General features: G+C 70.4%; 21 protein-coding genes. 13 read left to right on the forward strand and 8 right to left on the reverse strand.

Translation table 11 applies throughout. The annotated features are described in order from the left end of the window. Positions 1-160 precede the first annotated feature (160 nt). From ACZ7CD_RS03710 to ACZ7CD_RS03720, 3 genes are all read left to right on the forward strand, one after another. Positions 161-559 carry a DUF5318 domain-containing protein gene (locus ACZ7CD_RS03710; RefSeq protein ID WP_360393909.1) on the forward strand — a complete coding sequence of 133 codons (399 nt, stop codon included), beginning with the start codon at positions 161-163 and terminating at the stop codon, positions 557-559. 446 nt (positions 560-1,005) lie between these two features. Continuing rightward, positions 1,006-3,438 carry a transglycosylase domain-containing protein gene (locus ACZ7CD_RS03715; protein WP_470378266.1) on the forward strand — a complete coding sequence of 811 codons (2,433 nt, stop codon included), beginning with the start codon at positions 1,006-1,008 and terminating at the stop codon, positions 3,436-3,438. 132 nt (positions 3,439-3,570) lie between these two features. Further along, positions 3,571-5,172, forward strand: a complete 1,602-nt coding sequence (locus ACZ7CD_RS03720; protein ID WP_470378267.1) for a glycosyltransferase family 87 protein — start codon at positions 3,571-3,573, stop codon at positions 5,170-5,172. Here the strand turns inward: ACZ7CD_RS03720 and ACZ7CD_RS03725 are convergent. From ACZ7CD_RS03725 to ACZ7CD_RS03735, 3 genes are read right to left on the reverse strand one after another with little or no spacing between them, the layout of a single operon-like run. Beyond that, on the reverse strand, positions 5,084-6,091 hold the full coding sequence (locus tag ACZ7CD_RS03725; protein ID WP_360393900.1) for a GDSL-type esterase/lipase family protein: 1,008 nt from the start codon (positions 6,089-6,091) through the stop codon (positions 5,084-5,086). The genes ACZ7CD_RS03720 and ACZ7CD_RS03725 overlap by 89 nt on opposite strands. A gap of 19 nt (positions 6,092-6,110) precedes the next feature. After that, entirely contained in the window at positions 6,111-7,505 is a 1,395-nt protein-coding gene (locus ACZ7CD_RS03730; protein WP_470378268.1) for a glycosyltransferase family 87 protein, read from the reverse strand. A gap of 23 nt (positions 7,506-7,528) precedes the next feature. Then, positions 7,529-8,299, reverse strand: coding sequence for a deoxyribonuclease IV (locus tag ACZ7CD_RS03735; protein ID WP_360393894.1), 771 nt, complete (start codon positions 8,297-8,299; stop codon positions 7,529-7,531). Between the two features lie 143 nt (positions 8,300-8,442). Here ACZ7CD_RS03735 and ACZ7CD_RS03740 point away from each other — a divergent pair, with 143 nt between their 5' ends. The 7 genes from ACZ7CD_RS03740 to ACZ7CD_RS03770 all read left to right on the forward strand — a co-directional run bounded on the left by ACZ7CD_RS03740 (position 8,443) and on the right by ACZ7CD_RS03770 (position 14,253). Next, the gene (locus tag ACZ7CD_RS03740; RefSeq protein WP_470369768.1) at positions 8,443-9,378 is read left to right on the forward strand and encodes a hypothetical protein; all 936 of its coding nucleotides are present in this window, start codon (positions 8,443-8,445) and stop codon (positions 9,376-9,378) included. 101 nt (positions 9,379-9,479) lie between these two features. Then, positions 9,480-9,854, forward strand: coding sequence for a 30S ribosomal protein S6 (gene rpsF, locus ACZ7CD_RS03745; protein WP_360393888.1), 375 nt, complete (start codon positions 9,480-9,482; stop codon positions 9,852-9,854). 29 nt (positions 9,855-9,883) lie between these two features. Then, the gene (locus ACZ7CD_RS03750) at positions 9,884-10,390 is read left to right on the forward strand and encodes a single-stranded DNA-binding protein (protein ID WP_065915547.1); all 507 of its coding nucleotides are present in this window, start codon (positions 9,884-9,886) and stop codon (positions 10,388-10,390) included. 57 nt (positions 10,391-10,447) lie between these two features. Beyond that, positions 10,448-10,687 (forward strand): 30S ribosomal protein S18, encoded by a 240-nt coding sequence (gene rpsR / locus ACZ7CD_RS03755; protein WP_030465683.1) that lies wholly within the window; start codon positions 10,448-10,450, stop codon positions 10,685-10,687. An 18-nt stretch (positions 10,688-10,705) separates the two neighbouring features. Beyond that, the gene (rplI, locus tag ACZ7CD_RS03760) at positions 10,706-11,164 is read left to right on the forward strand and encodes a 50S ribosomal protein L9 (protein ID WP_360393883.1); all 459 of its coding nucleotides are present in this window, start codon (positions 10,706-10,708) and stop codon (positions 11,162-11,164) included. A gap of 536 nt (positions 11,165-11,700) precedes the next feature. Beyond that, on the forward strand, positions 11,701-13,728 hold the full coding sequence (gene dnaB / locus ACZ7CD_RS03765; protein ID WP_458429863.1) for a replicative DNA helicase: 2,028 nt from the start codon (positions 11,701-11,703) through the stop codon (positions 13,726-13,728). A gap of 27 nt (positions 13,729-13,755) precedes the next feature. After that, positions 13,756-14,253, forward strand: a complete 498-nt coding sequence (locus ACZ7CD_RS03770) for a GNAT family N-acetyltransferase (RefSeq protein ID WP_360393877.1) — start codon at positions 13,756-13,758, stop codon at positions 14,251-14,253. A gap of 17 nt (positions 14,254-14,270) precedes the next feature. On the opposite strand, the gene ACZ7CD_RS03775 is transcribed toward ACZ7CD_RS03770, so the two are convergent. Continuing rightward, complete coding sequence (locus ACZ7CD_RS03775; protein WP_470378269.1) at positions 14,271-14,873, reverse strand: TetR/AcrR family transcriptional regulator; 603 nt, start codon at positions 14,871-14,873, stop codon at positions 14,271-14,273. A gap of 122 nt (positions 14,874-14,995) precedes the next feature. On the opposite strand from ACZ7CD_RS03775, the gene ACZ7CD_RS03780 reads away from it, so the two are divergent. Beyond that, complete coding sequence (locus ACZ7CD_RS03780) at positions 14,996-15,847, forward strand: SDR family oxidoreductase (protein ID WP_470378270.1); 852 nt, start codon at positions 14,996-14,998, stop codon at positions 15,845-15,847. Continuing rightward, complete coding sequence (locus tag ACZ7CD_RS03785; RefSeq protein WP_360393868.1) at positions 15,844-16,245, forward strand: nucleotidyl cyclase domain-containing protein; 402 nt, start codon at positions 15,844-15,846, stop codon at positions 16,243-16,245. The genes ACZ7CD_RS03780 and ACZ7CD_RS03785 overlap by 4 nt, the downstream gene beginning before the upstream one ends. 119 nt (positions 16,246-16,364) lie before the next feature. Here the strand turns inward: ACZ7CD_RS03785 and ACZ7CD_RS03790 are convergent, their stop codons facing one another. From ACZ7CD_RS03790 to ACZ7CD_RS03800, 3 genes are all read right to left on the reverse strand, one after another. Next, a complete protein-coding gene (locus tag ACZ7CD_RS03790; protein WP_470378271.1) occupies positions 16,365-19,514 on the reverse strand; it encodes a beta strand repeat-containing protein in 3,150 nt (1,049 codons plus the stop codon). Between the two features lie 239 nt (positions 19,515-19,753). Then, entirely contained in the window at positions 19,754-20,515 is a 762-nt protein-coding gene (locus ACZ7CD_RS03795) for a hypothetical protein (RefSeq protein ID WP_360393862.1), read from the reverse strand. A 139-nt stretch (positions 20,516-20,654) separates the two neighbouring features. Further along, entirely contained in the window at positions 20,655-22,832 is a 2,178-nt protein-coding gene (locus tag ACZ7CD_RS03800) for a translocation/assembly module TamB domain-containing protein (RefSeq protein ID WP_360393859.1), read from the reverse strand. 78 nt (positions 22,833-22,910) lie between these two features. Here ACZ7CD_RS03800 and ACZ7CD_RS03805 point away from each other — a divergent pair, with 78 nt between their 5' ends. Beyond that, positions 22,911-24,062 (forward strand): AI-2E family transporter, encoded by a 1,152-nt coding sequence (locus ACZ7CD_RS03805; protein WP_360393856.1) that lies wholly within the window; start codon positions 22,911-22,913, stop codon positions 24,060-24,062. A 7-nt stretch (positions 24,063-24,069) separates the two neighbouring features. On the opposite strand, the gene ACZ7CD_RS03810 is transcribed toward ACZ7CD_RS03805, so the two are convergent. Next, positions 24,070-25,185: a GGDEF domain-containing protein gene (locus ACZ7CD_RS03810; protein ID WP_470378272.1), complete on the reverse strand. Its 1,116-nt coding sequence runs from the start codon at positions 25,183-25,185 to the stop codon at positions 24,070-24,072. Positions 25,186-25,245: the final 60 nt, after the last annotated feature.

Consider the following 25,245-nt stretch of genomic DNA (forward strand, 5'->3'; position numbering starts at 1 on the left):
CACCTCCTCGCACCTGCACCGATAGGTGAGGTGATTATATCGACGCGATACATCGCGGACCCCTCTTCGTTGTGGGATGTGGCACACCGTGATACCGCCTCGGACCCTGCTGCCCTGAACGGCCCATCATCGGAAAGGACTCGGCACGTACTCTGGTCACGTGTTGACCCAACGGCAGGTCGTGGACTACTCGCTGCAGCGGCGTGCGCTGCTGGCCGAGGTCTACTCCGGCCGGACGGGCACCATGGAGGTCTGCGACGCGAGCCCCTACCTGCTCCGAGCTGCGAAGTTTCACGGCACGCAGACGGACGTGCCGTGCCCGGTGTGCCGCAAGGAACCGCTGACCCACGTGTCGTGGGTCTACGGTGACGAGCTGAAGCACGCGACCGGCTCGGCCCGCACAGCTGAAGAACTCGCGCGCATGGCAACCCTCTTCGACGAGTTCACCGTGTACGTGGTGGAAGTCTGTCGCACATGCAGTTGGAACCACCTGGTGCAGTCATACGTCCTGGGGAAGCGTGGGCTGGAAAAGCCACGCAGGAGGACTGCGGCGGAGTGAACCACCGGTGAGCCTGCTGCGAACGAAGTACGACCACCGAACCGTGTGCTGATGCACGCCGGTCTGGGAGGCCTTTTCACGTGAACGACCAGCATGATGACAGGCAGCGCGGCGGCGAGCCGCAGTGGCCGACCGGGGACGACCCGGACGGCGGCAGGCGCGATGCCCCGAATCAGCCGCGACCGGGCACTCCGCCCGGCGGTTTCGCACGCCCTCCCCAGGGTGGCACGCCGCCCGGTGGTTTCCCACAGCAGCAGCCCCCACGCCGCCCGAACGGACCAGGCGGACCCCAGGGCGCCCCTGGCGGGCCTCAGGGTGGTCCCGGCCGTCCGCAGGGCGGTCCCGGTGCACCTGGTCCCGGCAGCCCCGGCGGTCAAGGTCCTGGTGGTCCCGGTGGTCAGGGTCCAGGCGGTCCCGGCGGTCGTCCGCCCACGCCGCCCGGTGGCATGCCGGTCCCACCGCCTCCCGGCGCCCGCCGCCCCGGTGGCCCCGGTGGTCCCGCCGGCCCGCAGGGTGGTCCCGGTCGCCCCGGCGTTCCCCCGCGCAAGCCCGGTGAGGAGCGGACCACGCAGCTGCCCCCGGTCAACCGGCCGCCGGCGCAGCGCGAACCCGACCTGCTGACCCACCGCGAGCCCGACGACGAGTTCCTGCTCGCCGGCGCACCGGTCGACGACGACGAGTACTACGACGACGACGAGCCGGAGCTCACCGAGGAGGAGGAGCGCCGCCTGCGCAAGAAGAAGATCTGGAAGCGCGTCCGGATCGGTGCCTTCGTCGCGCTCGGACTGATGATCCTCGGTCCGGTGATCGCCGTCGCCGTGGCGTACCCGCTCGTGAACTGGCCGCGCCCGGACGAGATCGCGGCCGACCAGGACAAGACGATCACGCTGAAGTACTCCGACGGCTCGGAGATGGGCAAGATCACCTCGCCCGGTCAGAACCGCACGATGCTGACCTACGAGGAGATCCCGGACAACGTCAAGCACGCGGTGCTCGCCGCGGAGGACGCGAACTTCTACGAGAACCCCGGCTTCGACGCGAAGGCCATCGTCCGCGCCGTGTGGATCCAGGCGACCGGCGGCAGCTCGGGTGGTTCCGGCCTGACCCAGCAGTACATCAAGAAGGCCACGGGCAAAGAAGAAGCGACGCTGACCCGCAAGTTCACCGAGCTCGTCAAGGCCTACAAGATGAGCAACGAGTCGGACCACAACACGATCCTCACCGCGTACCTCAACACGGTGTACTTCGGTCGTGGCGCGAACGGCATGAAGGCCGCCGCCCAGGTCTACTACAAGAAGGAGATGAAGGACCTCACTCCTTCCGAGGCCGCCTACATCGCGGGCATGATCCAGCTGCCGTCGTACTCCGAGGACAAGGACCACGCGCAGGGGCGCTGGGAGTTCGTGATGGGGCAGATGCTCCAGAAGGGCTGGATCGACCAGGCCTACTACGACGCCCAGAAGGTCCCGGTCCCGCTGCCGTTCGAGGAGACCCAGCCGCAGAGCCTCGAGGGTCCGCTCGCCCGCGTGAGCCAGCAGGTCCAGAACGAGATCGACAGCGACATGGTCGGCCTGACCATGGAGCGCGCGCAGAAGGTCGGCGTCACCGTCCACACGACGGTCGACCCGAAGATGCAGAACGCCGCGGTCGAAGCGGTCAACGCCGTGATGAACGGCGAGGACCCCGAACTGCGCACCTCGCTCAGCGCGATCGACCCGACCACGGGCGCGGTCCGGGCGTACTACCCGGGCAAGGACGGTCTGAAGGGCATCGACTACGCGAAGGGCACGATCCAGGAGGCCGGCTCGTCGTTCAAGCCGTTCGACCTCGTGGCGGCCCTGAAGATCGGCAAGGGCATCGGCGACACCTACGACGGCACCTCGCCGCGCAAGATCGCCGGCGTCGAGATCCGCAACGCCTCCAGCAGCACCTGCGGCCCGCAGTGCCCGATCAAGCAGGCCATGAAGGAGTCGCTCAACACCGTGTTCTACGACATGGTGGCGAACGACACCGGCCCCAAGGCGGTCGCGGACGCGGCCCACGCGGCCGGCATCCCGGAGACGGTGCCGTACGACGGCAAGCCGTTCCAGACGCTCGTCGGCGAAGGCGGCGGTCCGCCCAACACCGGTATCTCCATCGGCGCGGACAACGCCCGCGTCCGTCCGTTCGACATGGCCTCGGCGTACGCGACCTTCGCCGCCCGCGGCATGTACCGCCCGCCGTTCTTCGTGACGAAGATCGAGGCGCCGAACGGCGACCTGCTCTACCAGCACGTGGACAAGAGCACGCCGGCGTTCGACCCGGTCGAGGAGAAGAGCCGCGACATCGCCGACAACGTCACCGAGACGTTGAAGGAGATCCCGACCGGCAAGATCGCGTGCGCGGCGAGCCGCCCCTGCGCCGGCAAGACCGGTACGCACGAGCTCCCCGAGAGCAAGGACCAGAACTCGAAGGCCTGGATGGTCGGCTACACGCCGCAGCTGTCCACCTCCGTGTGGGTCGGCAAGGACAAGGGCGACCAGCCGATCAGGGACCGGTCGGGCAGGCCGGTCTTCGGCTCGGGCCTGCCCGGTCTGATCTGGAAGAAGTTCATGGACGTCGCGCTGGACGGCTACCAGAAGGAGTCGTTCGCGAAGCCCAGGCCGCTCGGCAACTTCAACCCGCCGCCGCCGTCCAAGCCGCCGGTGTCGAACACCGCTCCGAGCACGCAGACGAACACGACCACCACCGAGCCGACGCGGACGCCGCCGACCAAGACGACCGACCCGGACAACGGCAACTGCGGCATCCTGCCGTGCCCGCCGTCGGGCACCAAGCCGACGACCACGAAGCCAGGACCCGGCAACCCCACGGGTGGCCGAGACCCTGGTGACACGTAGCAGTTCCGCTGTCCGACAGGAAGCGAAGGGGCCCGACGCACCGCCGTCGGGCCCCTTCGCCGTGAAGGGCGCGGTGTGCCCCGGCCCGGATGTTGACCACGGCGAAACGGTCTTGGCCGTAACATCCCGCCCGTGCCCAGCCCTGTTGAGCCCAACCAGGTCGAGCTCCCCGCAGAGGACACCGACTCGCTCACCCCGCAGCAGCGGGTCGCGCCCACCTGGACCGAGTCGCTCGCCCGCACCCTGAGCAGACCGTTCGGCGGTCCGCTGGGCCGGCACGCGCAGGTCGGGCGGCACTGGTTCTGGTCGGCGCTGCGGGTGGTGCTGCTGCTCGCTGTGCTGACGCTGCTGCTCGGGTACCTGCAGAAGTCGCCGTGCATCCAGCAGTACGTGGACGAGAAGGGGCAGGTGCAGCTGGACTGGCGGGGGAGCAAGCAGTTCACGGCGCTCTGCTACTCCGACACCGTGCCGCTCTACACGGCGGAGCGGCTGGACCAGCGCGGGTCGTTCCCGTACATCACCTCGTGGAAGGACGACGAGGGCAAGCCGACCGAGCACGTCCGCTACATGGAGTACCCGGTGGTCACGGGGCTCTTCCAGTGGCTGAACGCGCGGGTGGCGCAGGGGCTCGCGGTGCTGGTGCCGGGGCTGCCGATGACGGTGATCGTGTACTTCAACGTCACGACGTTCTGGCTGGCGGTGGCGTGGCTGATCACGGTGTTCTCGGTGGCGCGGATCGCGCGGCGGCGGATGTGGGACGCGGCGATCGTGGCGGTGTCACCGCTGGTCGTCGTGCACGCGTTCACGAACTTCGACACGATCGCGACCGCGTTCGCCACGGCCGGGTTGCTGGCGTGGGCGCGGAAGAAGCCCGTGCTGGCCGGTGTGCTGCTCGGGCTCGGCGGTGCGGCGAAGCTGTACCCGTTGTTCCTGCTGGGGCCGATCCTGCTGCTGTGCTGGCGTTCGCAACGGCTCAAGGCCGGTTTCGCCGCCACCGCGGCGGCCATCGGGGCGTGGGCGCTCGTGAACGCGCCGATCGCGTTGAACCCGGCGTCGCACACGGGCTGGAAGGAGTTCTTCCGGCTCAACACCGAGCGCAACGCCGACCCGGACACTCTCTACAACGTGCTGGTGCAGTGGACCGGGTGGCAGGGCTTCGACCCCGGTCTCACCCAGGGGCAGGCGCCGACCGTGCTGAACACGGTCAGCATGGTGCTGTTCATCGTCTGCTGCGCCGGGATCGCGTACGTGACCCTGTCGGCACCGACGCGGCCGCGGCTCGCGCAGCTGTCGTTCCTGGTCGTGGCGGCGTTCCTGCTGACGAACAAGGTGTGGAGCCCGCAGTACTCGCTGTGGCTGGTGCCGCTGGCGGTGCTCGCGCTGCCGCGGTGGAAGCTGCTGCTGGCGTGGATGACGGTCGACGCGCTCGTGTGGGTGCCGCGGATGTACTTCTACCTGGGCACGGAGAACAAGGGGCTGCCGATCGACTGGTTCCTCGGTGCCGTGCTGCTGCGCGACGCCGCGGTCATCGGGTTGTGCGTGCTGGTCCTGCGGGAGATCTACCACCCGGAGCGCGACCGGGTGCGGATGGCGGGCGACGACCCGTTGGCGGGCGTGCTGGAGGACGCGCCGGACCGGCAGCTCGTCACACCCGCACGAGGCGAGCCATCGCACCGAATGCGGACGCGTTCGGATGCAGGTGATCACCGGAGTCGAACTCCGGACGCAGTCTGAGCGGGTCGGCGGGGTCGCGCAGCGCGGCGTCGAAGTCGATCACGCCGGGGACGTTGGCGCGAATCCACGCATTGGTCCTCAGGCGCTGCTGCTCGCGTTCCTCCGTCCAGTTGACCCAGCCGCGCCACGGCGTGATCGTGCCGACGACGACGGGCACGCCCTCGTTGCGGCACCGCAGCTGGACGGTGCGGATGCCGGCGATGACGTTGTCCGCGCTGATGCCGTTCTGGATGTCGTTGATGCCCGCCAGCAGCACGACCTTGCGCACCTCCGCGCTGAACAGGACGTCCCGTTGGAGGCGGGTGATCATCGGGGCGTCCCCGGTCAGCAGGCCGTTGCCGCTGATGCCCGCGTTCAGGACGGCGTAGTCGGTGCGCACCATGGACGGCCACGTGCCGGTGGAGTTCCCCTCGGTGATCGAGTCGCCGAACATCACCACGGCTCCCGGTGCGGTGAACCCGGCGACCTCGACGGCCGACACGAGGCAGACGTGGTCACGTGCGGAGGTGATCGTGCGCAGTGCGCGCGCTTGGCACGGCGTACCCGCCGGTGCGTAGGTGGTGATCTCCAGCGTTCGCGTGACGGCCAGTTGCACGGGATCGCTGTAGACCTCGGAACGGGCCCTCATCAGCACGCCGCGCGCGCCGCGGAACGTGAGCTCGCGCGTCTCGCCGTTCGCGGTGACGGCGACCCGGTCGACCCGGACCGGCTTGATGCCCATGAGGTTCGACAGCCGCACCCGGACCGCCGTTCCGCCCGCGGTGAGGTCGACGGTCGTGCGCACGACCTGGTCCGGTGTGGCCGCCGAGAGGGTGGGCACCGCCTGCCACACCGGCAGCCAGCGCACCGGCGTGCCCCGGTCGTGCGCGCCGGAGGCACCGCAGACCAGCAGCAACGCCAGCACGATGATCACCCTCACGGGTGCAGTGTGCGGCTGATCAGCGTTCCGCGGCTACGGCTCCGCGGAGGAACTTCCGGTCGTCGGGCTGTTCGTCCTCGGTCACGTCCCTCGCCCTGAGGAACACGATGAACAACGCCACCAGCAGCGCGGCCCGGCCCCACACGCCGATCATCACGGCCTGCGCGGAGAAGCTGTCGTAGATCCCGGCCGGCTGCCCGAACTCGATCGCCCAGAACCAGCGGAAGATCCCGATCCCCATCGCCAGGTCGACGACGAAGTAGGCGAACGACCAGACCAGCGGCACCCGCATGAGCACCAGGAACGGCACCAGCCACAGCGTGTACTGCGGTGAGTGGACCTTGTGCAGCAGCATGAACCCGCACATCATCGCGGCCGACACCGCGATCCACGGGTAGCTGCCCTCGCGCCGGAACCGCAGCCAGCCGTACCCGGCGGCGACGCCGAACGAGACGAGCATCAGGATCGGCGAGATGACGCCGACCAGCGACTGCATCGCGTCGTCGCCGATGAACGGCCGCAGGCCCCAGTACCAGATCGAGTTCGTGGTGATGTCGACCCGGCGCTGGCCCTGAAACTCGAACGACGCGAGCCAGCCGTCGTAGCCGGCGATGGCGAACGGCAGGTTGACCAGCACGACCGTGCCGATCGAGGCCAGCGCGACCCTGACCGCGCCGGCGACGTCGACCTTCTTGCCCGCGCGCAGGACGCGTTCCGGCAGCTCCTGGCCGCGCCGGCCGCCGGTCGCGACGAACAGCATCAGCGGCAGCACGAAGATCGCCGGGTAGACCTTGAACGCGAACCCGAGCCCGAGCAGCACGGACGCCACCGTGGCGCGTTCGACCAGCGGCCGGTTCCAGCGGTGCACCACGTAGACCGCGGCCACCGAGCACAGCACGACCGGCAGGTCCCAGTTGTGGAACGCGTACAGCACGAGCGGCGGCCCGATCGCCCACAGCAGGGCGCGCCAGCGCGCGAGCTTGCCCAGCAGGTAGCCGGTGAGCAGGCCGAACGGCGCCATCAGCAGCGACGAGTAGAGCAGGTACTCCGCGTCGTTGTGCGCGAAGATCGCGCCCGCCCAGATCAGCAGGCCGCTGAGCACCGGGTACTCGACGGAGCCACCGATGAGGATGCCCTGCTCGTTGATCGCGCCGTCGACGTAGGGGAAGACGTGCCGGTCGATGTCGCGCCCGATCCAGAGGTGCTGGATGTCGGAGTAGCAGACCTCTTCCTTGTTGCGCTCGTCGTAGTCGGGCTGCGTGCGGCCCCACTGGTCGAACGCGGGACCGGTGCAGCGGTCCTTGTTGGCGAAGCCCAGCAGCAGCGTGAGGCCGCAGAGCAGCACGAGCACGGCCAGTGCCGCCCTGCCGAAGCGGTGCGCGGAGCCCGCGGCATCACCTCGGTCGGGCGTCACGCTCACCACCTCGTGCACGCTGTTCACCGGCCGGCGCGGTCGCGCAGGAACGCGATGTCGTCGGCTTGGCCCTCGTCCGGCGTCTCCACCACGACCGGGCATCCGGCACTGGCGACCACGGCCACCAGTTGATCTGCGTCGATCGTGCCAGTCCCGATGTTGTCGTGCCGATCGCGGGACGAGCCGAACTCGTCGCGCGAGCTGTTGAGGTGCACCAGGTCGATCCGCCCGGTGATCGCTTTCACCCGTTCGACGATGCCGACGAGGTCCTCACCCGCGGCGAACGCGTGGCAGGTGTCCAGGCAGAAGCCCGCGCCGAACTCGCCTACCGCGTCCCAGAGCAGCTTCAGCGAGTCGAACGTGCGCGCCATCGCACCGTCGCCGCCGGCGGTGTTCTCGATCAGCACCGGCACGGCGAACCCGCCCTCCGCGACCTGCCGCTCGAAGAACTTGCGCCAGTTCGCGAAGCCCTCTGCCGGGTCCTCGCCCTTGGTGACGTGCCCGCCGTGCACGACCAGGCCCTTCGCACCCACGGCGGCGGCGGCCTCCGCGTGCTGGACCACGTTCTTGCGGCTGGGAATCCGGATCTTGTTGTTCAGCGACGCGACATTGATCAGGTACGGGGCGTGGACGAACACCTCGAGGTCGGAGGCGAGCAACGCCTCCGCGTGCGGATGAGGCTTCGGCTTCTTCCACCCCTGCGGGTCGGACAGGAAGAACTGGACGACCTCGGCACCGCGTTCGGCCGCGGCGCCGACCGGGTCGTCGTCGCGGACATGTGCCCCGATGCGCATGACCACGAGGGTAGTCGGCACGCCTGACGCCATCGCAGCCGCCGCCAATAGGAGTAATTGCGAAAACCGGGGGTGGCTCGCGTCACCACCAGGACCTACGGTCGTTACTTGAGAGTAGGTAACGAGGTGAGACAGGGGTGCACATGCGACTGCTGAGCGTCACGACCGCGACGCTGCTGGCGCTGGCCTCCGCTTCGGTGGGCCTGGTCCCGGCGACGGCGGCGGAACCCATCGTCGTGGGCAGCTGCGCGACCTCGGTGCAGGGCGTGCCCGGTCAGCCCGTCTCGCTGAGCCCGGCCGCGGTGGTGCAGCCGGTGACCGACCTCGTCCGCGCCGTGCCGGTGCTCGGCCCGCCGCTGGTCAAGCCGTTCCAGGACGGCTTCGCGCAGGCCAAGCCCATGCCGATCGGCGTCGTCCAGGTCGGCACGACGACCATCAGCGGCGCGACCATCGCGAACGCGGTGATGGTCGAGGTGCGCAAGATCCCGCTGCTCGGCCCGATCCTCGTGACCCTCGACCAGACCGTGCGCCAGACGCTGTCCGCCGGCTGCAAGGTGGTCGTGACCGGCGTCAACCAGGTGAGCGCGCCGATCCAGGACGGCAGCAAGGCGATCGCCGACGCGTCCCAGAACGCCGCGCCGCAGCTGCCCGGCCAGCAGAAACCGCCGGCCCAGCAGCCCCAGCCCCAGCCGGGCACGAACCCCGGGACCCAGCCGGGCACCAGCCCCGGTGTCCTGCCCGGCTCCCCGGCCGGCACGCCGATCAACCGCGACTTCTCCCTGTACTCGCTCGGCACGAACTTCGGCCGCGTGCCGCTGTTCAGCTACGGCTCGCTGCCGTTCGCGATGCCCGGCCTCTACTCGCCGTCGCCCGGTGTGCGGTACGGCTCGCAGGTGCCGCGCGCGTCCAGCGGCAACGGCCTGGACGAGGCGGTGCAGACCGCGGGCCGCGCCACCGCGCTGCCCAGGACGTCCGGCCCCGGTGGCGTCGGACTCCCCGTGCTGGTCGCGGTGCTGCTGCTGGCCTGCGTGACGGGCGCGCTGGTGCGGACCTGGGTGCTGCGCCGCACCCCTGCGTAGTCGTTGGACGCGCTCTGTTAACCTTCTTCAGTTGCTGACGCGACGACCCTCCTGCCACGGAAAGCCCGTGGCCGCGAGTCCACAGGAGGTGAGTGGTCCTCATGCGTCATTACGAAGTGATGGTCATCCTCGACCCCAGTCTCGACGAGCGCACGGTTGCGCCGTCTCTCGACACGTTCCTCAACGTCATCCGCACCACGGGCGGCAACGTTGAGAAGGTCGAGGTGTGGGGCAAGCGCCGGTTGAGCTTCGAGATCAACAAGAGCAGCGAGGGCATCTACGCGGTGCTCGACCTGACCTCGACGCCGGACGCGGTGAAGGAACTGGACCGCCAGCTCGGTCTGCAGGAGACGGTGCTCCGGACGAAGGTCCTGCGCCGCGAGCCCGCCAAGGCCGCCAAGTTGGCCGCCAAGGCCGCGGCGAAGGCGGACGCCAAGTCGGCCAAGTCGGCGGCCAAGGCCGCTGCCAGGGCCTGACGAACCTCGATTAGGGGAGCTCCCAAGACATGGCTGGCGAGACGACGATCACGGTGGTCGGGAACCTGACCGCCGACCCGGAACTCCGCTTCACCCAGAGCGGTGCCGCGGTGGCGTCCTTCACGGTCGCCTCCACGCCCCGCACCTTCGACCGCCAGTCCGGCGAGTGGAAGGACGGCGAAGCGCTGTTCCTGCGGTGCAACGTGTGGCGGCAGGTCGCCGAGAACGTGGCCGAGTCGCTCACCCGCGGTTCACGCGTGCTCGTCTCCGGACGGTTGCGCCAGCGTTCCTTCGAGACGAAGGAAGGCGAGAAGCGCACTGTCGTGGAGCTGGAGGTCGACGAGATCGGCCCCTCGCTGCGCTACGCGACCGCGAAGGTCAACAAGGTCAGCCGTGGAGACGGCGGCGGTGGCGGCGGCTTCGGCGGCGGCGGCGGTCAGCAGTCTCGTGGCGGCGGTGGCGCACCCGCGGACGACCCGTGGGGTTCCGCCCCGCCGGCCGGCTCGGGTGGTTTCGCCGACGAGCCCCCCTTCTAGACCGCTGCACCGGTCATCCAGAACCTGATCACTGCGTATTCCAGGAGTTAGAGACACATGGCCAAGCCGCCTGTGCGCAAGCCCAAGAAGAAGGTTTGTGCCTTCTGCAAGGACAAGAGCGCGAACCTGATCGACTACAAGGACACGACGCTGCTTCGGAAGTTCATCTCCGACCGCGGCAAGATCCGTGCCCGCCGCGTCACCGGCAACTGCTCGCAGCACCAGCGCGACGTCGCTGTTGCGGTGAAGAACGCCCGTGAGATGGCGCTGCTGCCCTACACCTCGACCGCCCGCTAAGAGAAGGGAACTCCTGCGATGAAGCTCATCCTCACCGCTGACGTTTCCGGCCTTGGCGCTCCCGGCGACGTCGTCGAGGTCAAGGACGGCTACGGCCGCAACTACCTGCTCCCGCGCGGTCTCGCGATCGTCGCGACCCGCGGTGCGCAGAAGCAGATCCAGGTCATCACCCGTGCGCAGGACAACCGCCGCGTGCGCGACCTGGACCACGCCAAGGAGATCAAGGCCAAGCTCGAGGGCCTCGACGGCGTGACGCTGACCGCGAAGGCTGCGGCCGGCTCCAACAAGCTGTTCGGCTCGATCACCACCGCCGACGTGGCGGCGGCGGTCAAGAAGTCCGCGGGTGGCCTCACCCTGGACAAGCGCGCCATCGAGCTGCCGGGTCACATCAAGACCACCGGCAAGCACTCGGTGACGGTTCGCCTCCACCCGGAGGTCACCGTCGCGCTGCCGCTCATCGTCACCGCGGCCGAGTAAGACCGCTCGACGAAGCTCGGGGACATCCCGTCAGGGATGGTCCACACGTGCTCGTTTGCAGAAGCGCCGCTCATCCGGAATGCTCCGGGTGGGTGGCGCTTTCGCTCGTTCGGACCAGCGGAGTTCTGTCCACGTCCTGTGGATAAACGCAGGGTCCGGCCACCTGGCGACACGCCGAAGAAGGTGTTTCTCGCGACACGCCGGGGCTGTGGCGCACAACTTTTTCCACAAGTTGTACACAGCCCTTGAGCTGGGGTTATTTCTGTCACTCCACCGGTTGTCCCCAGGTTGTCCCCAGCGTCTTGGTCCCTGTGGGCAACCATCCACAAGTTGTCCCCCAGTTGTCCACAGGGCGATCCACACGCTGGTTTGCTTGCTCCGGACGGGGCCCTCTAGCGTCGCAGCGCGGGCAGGACCATCGCACAGTGTGGCCGCCCGGAATTGTCGGTGCCGCGCGGTACAACTAGGTGGCAGGCACCGGCTCTCGACGTCTTCGCAGGGGTGATTCAGCAGTGGCGTTGGTCGACGACCGGGGTATGGCGGAGCCCAGTTTCGAACGTCAGCCGCCGCAGGACCTCGCCGCTGAGCAGTCGGTGCTGGGCGGCATGTTGCTGTCCAAGGACGCCATCGCGGACGTGATCGAGGCGCTCGCGCCCAACGACTTCTACCGCCCCGCCCACCAGGCCATCTACGACTGCATCCTCGACCTCTACGGCCGCGGTGAGCCGGCCGACCCGATCACGATCTCCGCCGAGCTCGAACGGCGCGGCGAGCTGCTGCGCGTCGGTGGCGCGCCGTACCTGCACACGTTGATCGCGACGGTGCCGACGGCGGCCAACGCCGGGTACTACGCCGAGATCGTGGCCGAGAAGGCGGTGCTGCGCAGGCTGGTCGAGGCGGGCACGCGCATCGTGCAGCTGGGGTACAACGGCGCGGAGGGCGCGGACGTCGACGAGGTGGTCGACCGCGCGCAGTCGGCGATCTACGAGGTCACCGACCGCCGCACGACCGAGGACTACTCGGTGCTGGAGGACCTGCTCCAGCCGACGATGGACGAGATCGACGCCATCGCCTCGCGCGGTGGCCAGTCGCTGGGCATCCCGACCGGCTTCGCCGACCTCGACGAGCTGACGAACGGCCTGCACCCCGGCCAGATGATCATCGTCGCGGCCCGGCCGGGTGTCGGCAAGGCGCTCGCCCTGGACACCCCGCTGCCCACGCCGTCCGGCTGGACGACGATGGGCGCCGTGGGCGCCGGCGACTTCCTGATCGGCGCCGACGGCCGGCCGACCCGCGTGGTCGCCGCGACCGGGGTGATGACCGGCCGCCCGTGCTTCGAGGTGGCGTTCTCCGACGGCACGGTGATCGTCGCCGACGCCGAGCACCAGTGGCTGACCGAGTCGTGCAGCGAGACCGGTGGGTTCTGGGCAATCCGCACGACGCAGCAGCTGTTCCACCGCGTCGGCGAGTGCCGCGTGTTCATCCGCATGTCGGCCGCCTGGGAGCTGCCCGCCGCCGAGCTGCCGCTCGCGCCCTCCGCGCTGGGGAAGTTCCTGTCCGGCCTGGGCGAGCTGGAGCTGACCGACGAGGAGCTGCGCACGGCCAAGGAGCTGGGCGTCGCCGACGAGCCGCACATCCCGGCCGCGTACCTGCGGGCGTCGCGAGCCCAGCGCTCCGAGCTGCTGGCCGCTCTGCACGTCGACGGCCGGTTCGCGCGGCTGCGCCGGGACGTGGACGAGCTGATCGCCGGTCTCGGTGAGCACGCGCAGGTGGAGATCGTGGCGGTGCGCCCGGTCGCGTCCGTACCGGTGCGGTGCGTGGAGGTCGACAACCACGACCACCTGTACCTGGCCGGCGAGACGATGATCCCGACCCACAACTCGACGCTGGGTCTCGACTTCGCCAGGTCGTGCTCGGTGAAGCACGGCCTGACCAGCGCCATCTTCAGCCTGGAGATGAGCAAGACCGAGATCGTGATGCGCATGCTCTCCGCGGAGGCGCGCATCCGCCTCGGTGACATGCGCGGTGGCAAGATGAGCGACGACGACTGGACCCGTCTCGCCCGCCGGATGAGCGAGATCAGCGAGGCGCCGCTGTTCGTCGACGACAGCCCGAACCTGACGATGATGGAGATCCGCGCCAAGGCCCGCCGGCTGAAGCAGCGCCACGACCTCAAGCTCGTCGTCGTCGACTACCTCCAGCTGATGAGCTCCGGCAAGCGCTCCGAGTCCCGCCAGCAGGAGGTCTCGGAGTTCTCCCGGTCGTTGAAGCTGATCGCCAAGGAGCTCGAGGTCCCGGTCATCGCGATCTCCCAGCTGAACCGCGGTCCGGAACAACGCACCGACAAGCGCCCGATGCTCTCCGACCTGCGTGAGTCCGGCTCCCTGGAGCAGGACGCCGACATGGTCATCCTGATCAACCGCCCGGACGCCTGGGAGCGCGACGACCCCCGCGCCGGCGAGGCCGACCTGATCATCGCGAAGCACCGCGCCGGTCCCACCGCCACGATCACCGTCGCGCACCAGCTGCACTACAGCCGCTTCTCCGACCTCGCCCAGCAGTGACGACCCGCTGAACGACCGGTGGGTCGCGTGTATCGAGAACCCGCACACCCGCCGGTGGTCCGCCCGGCAGCACCCGCCGACATCCCGGCGCTCGTCGCGTTGCGCCTGGCGAACGCCGCCCGGCACGTCGCCCTGGCACCGGACGACTTCCGCGTGCCGGACGCCGGGGCGGTGCGCCGCCACTTCGCGCTGACGCTGGGGTCGTCGCTGATCACGGTCGCCGAGGTCGGTGGCGCGGTGGTCGGCATGGCGGAGGTCGTGCTGCTCCCGCCGCCGCCCGACCACCAGATCCTGGTGCCGCGGACCGGCGCCGACATCCACACGGTCGTGCTCGACACCCACCGCGGGCAGGGCATCGGCACCGCGCTAGTGGCCGCCGCGGAGCAGGTCGCCGCGGCTCACGGGGTCACCGCGCTGCACGCCGTCATCTTCGCGACGAACGCTCCGGCCGTGTCGTTCTACTCGTCGCGCGGCTTCACCCCGCGCGGCACGATGCTCAGCAAGTCCGTTCCGCCGCGGCGATGACCACCGGCGGTACGGCGCTACCGGTCGCGCGGGTGCAGCCCGCGTAGCGCCGTGTCCACCACCTGGTCGGCGTACTCGCTGGTCAGCGGGCCGTTGCGGTGCAGCCAGCGGTTGAGGACCGGGCCGAACACCAGGTCCACGGCGACGTCGAGGTCGACGTCGCCGGCGAGCTGGCCCGCGGTCTGGGCGGCGCGCAGCCGGGCCTTCTTCAGCTCGCGCATCGGGCCGTCGAGCCGGCGCGCGTAGTCGGCGGCGAGGGCCGGGTCGTGGACGATCTCGGTGTGCATGGCGCGCATGGCCTGGTCGAAGCGCGGGTCGTTCAGCTCGTCGACGGTGGCCCGCAGGACCAGCTTGAGGTCCGCCGCCAGGTCACCGGTGTCGGGCAGCGCCGCGGCCTCGCCCTCGCCGGCCAGTGCGAGGAAGGCGTCGAAGAGCAGCGCGCCCTTCGAGGACCACCACCGGTAGATGGTCTGCTTGCCGACGCCCGCCGCCTGGGCGATGCCCTCGATGCTGAGCTTGGCGTAGCCCACCTCGCCGACGAGGTCGATGGCGGCGCCGAGGATGGCCCTGCGTGCGGTCTCGCTGCGGCGGCTGGGGTCCGGGGCGACCTTCGTGGGCATGGCGGTCACCCTAGCGCAGAATGAGACGAGACGGTCCGTCTTGACAAGCCGATCTGACGCAGTGCATGCTCCTCCCATCAACGAGACGGAACGGTTCGTCTCGTCACTGCGAAGGAGACCGCATGGAAGCCCCCACTCGCGTCTGGCTCGTCACGGGCGCAAGCCGCGGTCTCGGCCGCGCGTTCACCGAGGCCGCTCTCGCCGCCGGTGACCGGGTCGTCGGTGCGGCCAGGGACATCGCACCGCTGGCCGACCTCGCCACCCGGCACCCGGACCGGCTGCTCGCGCTGGACCTGGACGTCACGGACCGGTCCGCGGTCTTCGCCGTCGTCGACCGGGCGGTCGCGCACTTCGGCCGGCTCGACGTCGTCGTCAACAACGCCGGCGCGCTGTTCGCCGGGATGGTCGAGGAGTTCACCGAGGAGGAGGCCCGCGCCCAGCTGGACGTCAACTTCTTCGGCGCGCTCTGGGTGAGCCAGGCCGTGCTGCCGCACCTGCGCCGGCAGGGCAGCGGTCACGTCCTGCAGGTCTCCAGCATCGGCGCGCTCAGCGGTTTCCCGAGCACCGGCCTGTACAGCGCCAGCAAGTTCGCGCTCGAAGGCATGAGCGAAGCCCTCGCCGCCGAGGCCGCGCGGTTCGGCGTCAAGGTCACCATCGTCCAGCCGGGCGGGTACTGGACCGACCTCTACACCAGCAGCAGGGCCACCACCCCGGACCCCGCCTACGACGAGCTGCGCGCGGAGCTGGAGGAGCAGTGGGCAGAAGGCTCGATCGACAGCGAACCGCGCCTGGCCGCCGAGGCGGTGATGACCCTCGTCGACAGCGACGACCCGCCGTTGCGGCTGCTGCTCGGCAGCATGGTCTACGACCTGGCGTTCGACCTCTCCCGGCACCGCATGGACACCTGGGCGGCCTGGGAGCAGACCAGCCGCGCGGCGGAGAAAGCCGTCCCCGCACCCGTGACACACGGGTGACTTCGCTGGTCAGCGGCCGGTTCGTGGACTGGACACGGCTTGTGCTGCACGACCCGTTCACGGGCCTGCCCGGCTACGCGCTGCTGCTGGACCGCCTGGAGCAGTCGCTCGTCCGCGCCCGCACCCGCGGCACCCTCGTGACGCTCGTCCTCGTCACCGCACCGACCTCGCTGCTGGAGGCGGCGCGGACCCTGCGCGCGGGGCTGCGCCCGGACTTCACGGTGGCCCGGTACCGCGACGACACCCTGGCCGTGCTCGCCGACCACGACTTCGGCGACGGCTCGCCGATCGCGTCGCTGGTGCGGCAGCTCGTGGGCGAAGGCGCCCGCGTCCACTGGGTGACGAGCGACGGGGACACGCCCGTCGAGGAGGTCATCGCGACCGCCGAGCAGCACTGACCCCGAACAGCACCGAGCCCCGGTGACACCGTCGTGTCACCGGGGCTCGGCTTTTCACCGGAGGAGGGTGTGGAGCAATCCGGGCGAACCCGGGGTGATCTTACGGGGTCGTACGACCCTTACAGCGTGCCCGCAACACGGTCGAACACGTTGCCCGGCTTGAGGTGCGCGATCGCCGGAGCGGTCACGGGCAGACCCGGCATGGAGCGCTCACGCGCCGGAACCAGAGCGGCGGTCGGGTTCAGGTTCAGGCCCGAGACGTTGGTCGGACGGGTGGTGGGCAGGACGGGCACCGAACGCTCGGTCGGGATCGGCAGCGGGACGGGCAGCGCCGGCATGGCCGGAGCGGTCACCGGCAGCGATGGCACCGAGCGCTGGGTCGCGGTGCCGGGGAGCACCTTCTTCGCGGCCTCCAGCACCTGCGCGAGCGGCAGGCCCTGGATGTTCGGGGCCACGTTCGCGGCGTTCTGGCCCAGCGGCAGCTCCGCGCGCTGCTTGGCGAGCTTGGTCACCGGCAGCTGACCCACGGGCAGCTTGCCGACCGGGAGCTTGGTCACCGGCAGCTGACCGACGGGCAGCTTGCCGACGGGGAGCTTGCCGACCGGGAGCTGACCCGCGGGGAGCTCGCGGACGGGCAGCTGGCCCACCGGGAGCTGGCCCACGGGCAGCTGACCGATCGGCAGCTGACCCACGGGGAGCTGGCCGATCGGCAGCTGGCCGGCCAGACCGGTGATGCCGCCGAGGCCGCCGAGCGAGGGCAGCGTGTTCACGGGCAGGCCCTTGAACGACGGGACGCCGCTGTACGAGGGGACCTCGGTGGCGCCCATGAGCATGTCGACGCCCTGGGGGAGCTCGATGCCCTTGAGCTCGGTGGCCCGCAGCGTGTCGGTGTCCTCGCCGGTGAGCTGCGTGTCGTCGCTGGTGCCGCCGGTGAAGGCCTGGCCGACCAGCTCGACGGGGATGCGGCGGACGCTGGCTGCGGCCTCCGCGGGAACGGTCATCTCGCGGCCGGCCAGCGGGCCTTCGCCCAGGGTGTCGGTCTGACCGCCGGCCTGCGTCTCCGAGTCCTTCTCGGTCCAGGTCGAGGCCGAGCCCGCGGCCGCGATGGCGTCCGCGTAGGGCTGCACGGCCGCGTTGGCCGGCACGTGGAGCAGGTTGCCGGAGACCGAGCCGTCCTTGCCCGAGGTCTGCGAGTCCTCGCCGGCCTGGACCTGGGTGTCGGTGTCGCTGTCCGAGGTGGCGATGCCCGCGGCCGAGATCGTGTTGCCGGGCACCGGCACGAACGGGGTGGCCTGCGCGCCGAGCAGGTTGCCCGCCAGCGAGCCGCGCTCACCGGTGCTGCGGACGTCGCCGCCCGCCGCCGACTTGAGGTCGTTGGTGGCGGTGGAGTTGACGTTGCTGCCGCCGCCGACCGACCAGCCCATGACCTGGGTGGCGGACGCGACCGGCGCCGAGATGGCGTTGCCGCCGATGGAGCTCTGCTGGCCGTCGGTCTTGGCGTCGCCACCGGCCTGCATGTCGGTCGCGTTGTCGGCGTGCGCCTCGTTGTTGCCGACGAGGGTGACGCCGTCGCCGAAGACCTGAGCCGGCGTCGAGGTCGGGGCCTGGATGATGTTGCCGGAGACCGAGGACTTCTGGCCGCTCGCCTTGGGGTCGTCGCCCGCGCGGACCCTGGTGTCGTTCGCGCTGGTCGACGTGGTGTTGCCGACCAGGCCGGCCGTGTCGCCGAAGACCTGCGCGGCCACGGCGGTCGGCGCGGTGATGATGTTGGACGAGACGGTGCCGCGGTCGTCCACGGTGTTCGGCTCACCGGTGGAGCGGATGTCCTTGACCTCGTCCGCGGAACCGGTGGCCTGGCCACCGACGGTCGCGGCGGCGCCGTACAGCTCGGCGGGCGCGGCGAGCGGGGTCTGCGCCACGTTGCCGGAGAGGACCGAGTCGTCACCGGTCGTGCCCTGGTAGCCGCCGGTGCCGGAGTCCACGTCGTTGACGCAGGTGCCGACGGACTGGCCGGCACCGGAGGCGCCGTTGCCGCACACGTCCACGGCCGTGGCCGGCGGGACGTTCGCGACGTTGCCGGACAGGACCGAGTCGTGGCCCTTGGTCCAGTTGTTGCCACCCGCGGCCGACTCGGCGGTGTTGGTGTGGTCGGCACCGCTGTTGCCGACGAGCGACGCGGCGTTGCCACCGGCCGAGACGGGCAGCGAGATCGGGGTGTCGGCGATGTTGCCCGAGGCCGAGGAGCCGTTGCCCGCGGTGTTGGTGTTGCCACCGGCGAAGGACTGGTTGACCGTCTCGCTGGTCGCGTAGGAGTTGCCGCCCACGCCACCCGCGTTGTCGCTGATCGTGACCGGGCCGGCGAGCGGCGTCTTCGCGACGTTGCCCGCCAGGGTGGCCGGGTCGCCGTCGGTCCAGACGCGGTCGCCGGCGTGAGCGGTGCCGGACTGGGTCGAGTGGGTGTCGGCGTTGCCCGCACCGGCGGCCGAGTTGCCGTTCACCTCGAACAGCGGGGCCAGCGGGACCTGGCCCGCGTTGCCGGACAGCGTGCTGTCCTTGCCGCTCGTCCGCATCATGCCGTTCGACTCGGCGACGGTGTCCGCGGTGGAGCGGGACTCGGCGATGCCGCCGGCGCCCACGGCGTTGCCGGTCACCTGGAGCGGGGTCGCGCCCTGCTCGGCGAGGATGTTGCCGGAGATGGAGCCCTTGTCACCGTTGGTGGTGATGTTGCCGCCGGTCGTACCGGTCTGGCGCGCGGTGGTGTCGTTGGCGGCGTTGCCGCCCGCGCCGATCGAGTTGCCGGTGACCTGCGCGGGCAGGACGTGGTTGACGCCCACGACGTTGCCGGCGAGCGCCTGGCGCTCACCCGTCGTCGTGACACCGCCCTTGCGGCTCACGCTCTGCTCGCAGTCGGCGCTCGTCGCACCGTCGGCCAGAGCCGAGACCTGGTTGCCGCAGACGGTGACCGGCACGTCGGCGTACGCCTGGAGCCTGTTGCCGCGGGCGTTCTGCGTGGCGGTGTCCTGCAGGCGTCCGCTCATCGAGCGGAACAGCGGGTTGGCGACCGGGGCGTCCGCCCTCGTCGGCACCGCGCTGGTGACGCGGTCCGTGCTGACCGTGCGGTCGACCTTCGGAACGTTCAGGTCCCTGGCCGGCGTGGCCAGGTTGTTCTGGTCGATCTTGACCGGAACGGAGGCACCCGCGTCGACGACCGGAGGAGCTGCATCCGGGTTGACGTTCTCCTGGGCAGAAGCGATGCCCGTACCGAGCATCAGCAAACCACCAGTGACAAACGCGGACTGGATTCCGCGCTTTGCCCAGGTCTGCATTCGATCTCCTTCCAAAGCCCCTGTTGTCAGGGGGGTTACGGGGGGGTGGGCCGGACGCGTGGGGATCGCGTCATCACCGGGGGAGAGCACGCGGTGCCGACCGGAAGGAGCGCATGAAAAAAAGCGCGACGGTCGACTTCCGGACAGCCGGGGAGTGGGCTGCCGCGGACCGCGCGCTGAAATCAGTCGGGGGTGGTACCAGGCTGCTTGCCCGGCTTCACGGACACCTCGGCGGTGGACGGCGCGAGAGCGCTCGCCACAGCGGTGTCGTGAACGGAGCCAGGAGCAGCGAAGGCAGCCTTGTTGCTGCCGCCAGCAGCACCCGAGCCGTCGGAACTGCACGTGCAGTGCACCGGCGCGGGGGCCGGGACAGGCAGTTCGGGGGACGGGTCTGCGGGCAGGGACGGGTGCTGCGCCGAGGGCACCACGAGGTGGCGCGTCTCGAGCAGCTTCGTCCAGGTAGCACCGGAGGGGCCGGTGAGCTGCGAAATCACCTTCGCGACCGGCGACTGTCCGGTCTCGGGGGCGTCCGCCGGCGTCGCCACGTACGTCACGTCCTCTGCCCGCGCGACCGCGGGAGTGGTGGGCGTGACGACCGTGGTGACTCGGGGCAGGACCCGCTCGGTGATCTGTTCGACCGCCTGCTGGACCTGCACCTGCGGCAGGGCATCGCGTGCCTTCTCGTGCTCGGCGCGCAACGCTTCGTCGATCTTGTGGACGGCCTCGGTGGCGGGGACGACGACCGGCAGCTTCTCGTCCACGGTGGCGATCTTGGTCACCACGTCGAACTGCTCCGCGTCGTCGGCCGCGTGTGCCGCGGTCGTCGAGAGCACCCAGGCGACGGCCGTGCCCGCGACCGCTCCACCGACGGCGAGCAGCGCTCGGGTGGCGAACCGGCGGATGCCGTTCGCTCCCGTCTTCGCTCGCAGACCGGCAGAGGACAACGCGGGAACCTCGCTACTTTCGGGGGCACTCGGGGAAGTTCGCCGACGACCAACACGATCAAGCCGACGCCGCGACTCTGCCAGCCGCGGCGCCCCGAACGCACGCCCAGAGCGTCCGATTAACTACATCGTGTGACGATCACACCCGCTTCAACACGCGTGCCGCACCGGCCGCCGCAGTGGAGGCGAGCACCCAGCCCACGGCGATGAGCAGCGCCGAGACCCATTGCGACGCACCGGTGAACTGCCACTTGCCGTCGTGGCCGAAGTCGATGATCGGGATCAGCAGGTCGAGCGCGAGGAGAGCGGCGTTCCACACCGGGTCCTCGTCCTTGTTGAGCTTGACCAGCGGGTGCCAGGTGAACCACAGCGCACCGCCCAGCCAGAACACGCCCAGCCAGCAGATCGCGAGCCACGGCCGGTAGCCGTACCCGACGGTCCACCGCTGCACCGCGCCCCAGACCCGGCCGGCCCTGCCCAGCTCGGAGTAGCGGCGGCGTTGCTTCTCCAGCTGGACCTTCTGCGCGAGCTCCTCCTCGCCGCCCTGCTGGTACACGGCGGCCAGCTGCTCGTACGGTCCGGGCGCGAAGTCGGGCTGCACCTTGCGCAGCCACTGCAACCGGGTGTCCACCGACACGTCGGGGTCGGCGGTGATGCCGTCGAAGGTGAAGTCGTCGACGGCGACCCCTCCCTCCGCGTCCCACAGCCCGGGGCCGTCGGTGACCGACACGGCCTTCAGCCGGCTCAGCACGATCTTGCCCTTGGGCTGCTGCCCCTCGGGGATGTGCAGGCGGAACTGGTGGACGGTGAGCCCGTAGGCGTTGAGCGCGATGTCGGCCGCGGTGGAGCCGAGGTGCGAGTCGCTGAACGTGGCCATCTTGCCGACCTCGCCCAGCCGGATCCGCACGCCGCCGACGGCGGTGAACCCGCGGCTGCACAGCAGGTCCTTGCCGATCGTGATGGCACGGGCGTCGAGCGACGGCTTCTGCGTGCCGTTCGGTCGCAGCCGCGGCAACGTCAGCGAGGCGCCGGAGAGGTCGAGCGTGGAGCCGATGTTCGCGTTCTGCAGCCGGATCGAGCCCTTCGCCCTGAGCTCGCGCAGGAAGAGCGTGCCGCCGATCTCCAGCCGGTCGGCGAACAGGACGTCGATGCCGGGGCCGTGCAGCGAGACGCCGGACATGCTGGCGCTGCCCTGGATGTGCGCGTTGGACAGCCGGACCTGGCCGTAGGTCTGCAGTGCGGGCGAGCGCAGGCCGGAGCCGTTGGCCGCGCTGCGGGCCTCGACGTCGCCGCGCACCTGCATGCCGTCGGCGTGCAGGGCGACCGGGATGCGGTTGGTGATGTCGCCCGCGAGCTCCTCCGCGAGCTCGCGCGGTCCGATCACCGCGCCGGACAGCCGCAGGTACCCGCCGATGCTCGCGTTCGGCAGCCGCACGGTGCCGGTGCTGGTGAAGCCGTCGTCGAGCTCGACGTTGCCCTCGACCCGGATGCGGTCGCCCACGAGCGTCGCGGCCTCGTCGGCCAGTCCGTGCGGCAGGACGAGGACCTGGTGGTCGACCCGGTGGGCGGAGTTCAGCCGGGCGCCGGTGAACTCGAGGTTGCCGCCGACGCGGGCGCCGTCGAACAGCACCCGGCCGTCCGCGCTGAACCGGCCGCCCTCCGCGTTGCAGAAGACGTTGCCCGTCACCACGATCCCGGACGCCTCCAGCGCGTCCCTGCCGCTGTTGACCAGCCGCGCGCCGCCGAGGTGGACGCTGCCGCCGATCGCCGCACCGCGCAGCCGCACCTCCCCGTTGGCCCGCAACGCGATGGCCTGGACGGACCCGCTCACCCGCAGCCGCGCGCCGAGCAGCGCGTGGTCGGTGGTGCTGCGCAGGACGGCACCGGCCAGCCGCAGCGTCCCGTCGACGGCGGCGTCGGTGAGGTCCACGGTGCCGGTGCAGGTGAACCCGGCCTCGAGGACGAGGTCGCTGAACACCCGGAGGTTGCGGCCCTGGATGCCGGGAACGCGGGTGCCGCGCAGCCGCAGGCCGATCAGCCGGGCCATGCGGAGGTCCAGCGGTTCCTGGAAGGTGCAGTGCGTCAGGTCGATGACCCGCGTGACGCGAGTGCCTTCCAGCTCGAACTTCCCGGTCACACGGGCGTTTTGAAGTCGCAGAGCGGGTAATCCCTTGCGCGGCACCCGGTACATGCCGGTCAGCAACCCGGTGAGCACCTCGCCGCGCACGCTCTGCCCGGTCAGGTCGATCTCGGTGCCACCCGCGTAGGCCCCGGCGACCTGGCGTTCGACCTCGGTCAAGTCTTCCGGCTTGATCACTTCGTCCTCCCCCGACAAAGCGGATCATCCCTTCCGGGTTCCGCCTTCGCCAGGGTCCGAACAGTTAACGTGAGGCACGTGAGCGCACCGGAGTCGGAGATCAGCAGCCGCGTCCCCAGGCTGCTGAGGGTCAGCGCTGCCCTGAGCTGGCGCTTCGTCGTTGTGGTGGCCGCGTTGTACGTGGTCGCGTACGTCCTGGGCTACCTCGCCTCCATCGTGATCCCCGTCGCAGTGGCGCTGCTGCTGGCCGCCCTGCTCTCGCCCGGCGTGGCGAAGCTGGTCGAGTGGCGGGTCCCGCGCGGTGTCGCGACGACGGTGATGATGATCATCGGCATCGGCGTGCTCGGCGGCGTGCTGACGTTCGTGATCAGCGAGTTCTCCCGCGGCCTGCCCGAGCTGCAGACGCAGGTGTCGGCCTCGCTCGACACCATCCAGCAGTGGCTGAAGGACGGCCCGGCGCACCTGTCCGACGCGCAGTTGCAGGGCTACCTCAACGACCTCGTGAAGACGATCAAGGACAACCAGACCGAGATCACGTCCGGCGCGCTCACCACGGCGGCCACCCTGGGCGAGGCGTTGACGGGCCTGCTCCTGGCGCTGTTCACGCTGATCTTCTTCCTGCACGACGGCGACGGCATCTGGAAGTTCGTGACCCGCGCGTTCCCGCGCGACGTCCGCCCCCGCGTCGACGTCGCCGGCCGCCGCGGCTTCGCCTCCCTCGTCTCCTACGTGCGCGCGACGGCGGCGGTCGCGGTCGTGGACGCCGTGGGTGTCGGCATCGGCCTGGCGATCATCGGGGTGCCCCTGGTCGTGCCGCTGTCGGCGCTGGTGTTCCTCGGCGCGTTCATCCCGATCATCGGTGCGGTGTTCACGGGCGCGGTGGCGGTGTTGATCGCGCTGGTGACCAACGGCCCGATCGCGGCGCTCATCGTGCTGGCGGTGCTGATCGGCGTGATGCAGCTGGAGTCCCACGTGCTGCAACCGATCCTGCTCGGCCGCGCGGTGAAGCTGCACCCGCTGGCGGTCGTGATCGCGATCGCCGTCGGGTTGGTGGCGGGCGGCATCGCCGGTGCGCTGCTCTCGGTGCCGTTGCTGGCGGTGCTGAACTCCGGCATCCGGTCGCTGCTCTCGGACGCGGACTCGGAGCAGAAGCCGGAGAAGGTGGACGTGCTGGAACCGCAGGAGACCGCGCCGCGGGACGACCGGAGCGAGCGGCAGAGGGAGCTGTAGGCCGCGGTCAGGCCATCGAGACCAGGTTGCGGCCGTACGCCTTCGCGGCCAGCAGAGCCGCGTCGGCCGCCACCAGCAGGTCCGGCAGCTCGTAGCCGAAGCGGCTCGTCGTCGACACGCCGATGCTCACGGTCAGGCCGCGCAGCTCGTGCGGTTTGCCGTCGGTGCCCATGGTCGGCACGCGCAGGGCGGCCACGGCCTTGCGCACGCGTTCGGCGACGGACTCGGCCTCGTCCGGGGTGGCTTCCGGCAGCAGGACCACGAACTCCTCGCCGCCGAAGCGGCCGACCAGGTCGCCGCGGCGGACGGTGCCGCGCAGCAGCAGGGAGATCGCGGCCAGTGCGGCGTCGCCGGCGAGGTGGCCGACCTCGTCGTTGACGCGTTTGAAGTGGTCGAGGTCGAGGAGCATCACGGCCATGGGACGGGTGCGGGTGGCGCCCTTGGTGAGCTCGTAGCGGGCGCGGCTGTCCCAGTGGACGGCGTTGGCGAGGCCGGTCTTCGCGTCGCGTTGGGCGGAGCGGCGCCATTGGGGGAGTTGCGCGGCTCGTTCCAGCAGGGCCAGGGGCGGGCCGGCGATGAGGGCGTGGATGGCGTTCGCCTCGGCGACGCAACCCATCAGGCCGCCGATGGAGACGGCGACGATGCCGAGGACGGCGTCGATGGGTTCGCCGACGTTCTCCTCGAAGGTGTCGGACGGGCGGCGGAGCTTCAGGCCCACTGCGATCAGGGCGGCGCGCAGGACGAGCAGGACGGTCGCGGCGAAGACCATCATCGGCAGGCCCGCGTGGGGGTTGGTCCAGCCGAGCAGGTAGCGGGTGGCGAAGACGGACAACGCGGTCGCGCTCAGCGTGAAGACCCAGCGGTGGCTCTCCGGGCGCTGGGTGAGCAGGCAGTGCAGCGCGGGGCCGAAGAGCAGCAGCACCAGCAGGTTCGGCGGCAGGGCGAGGATGCCCGCGGTCAGGTAGGAGAGGTGCGCGGCCCACGGGTTGCGCTCCGTCTCGCCCATGCGGTGGCTGTAGATGGAGCTGAGGATGACCACCGCGCCGGCCGTGCCCGCGATCGCGGCGAACCGGGCGATCTCGGAGGGCGACGGCTGTCCGGAAGAGACGATCACGTACGTCACGACCGCAAAAGCTGATCCGTCGATCAACAACCAGTAGCCGAGGGCAGGCCGTCGCAGTGT

It is taken from the genome of Lentzea sp. NPDC036949, assembly GCF_055608075.1.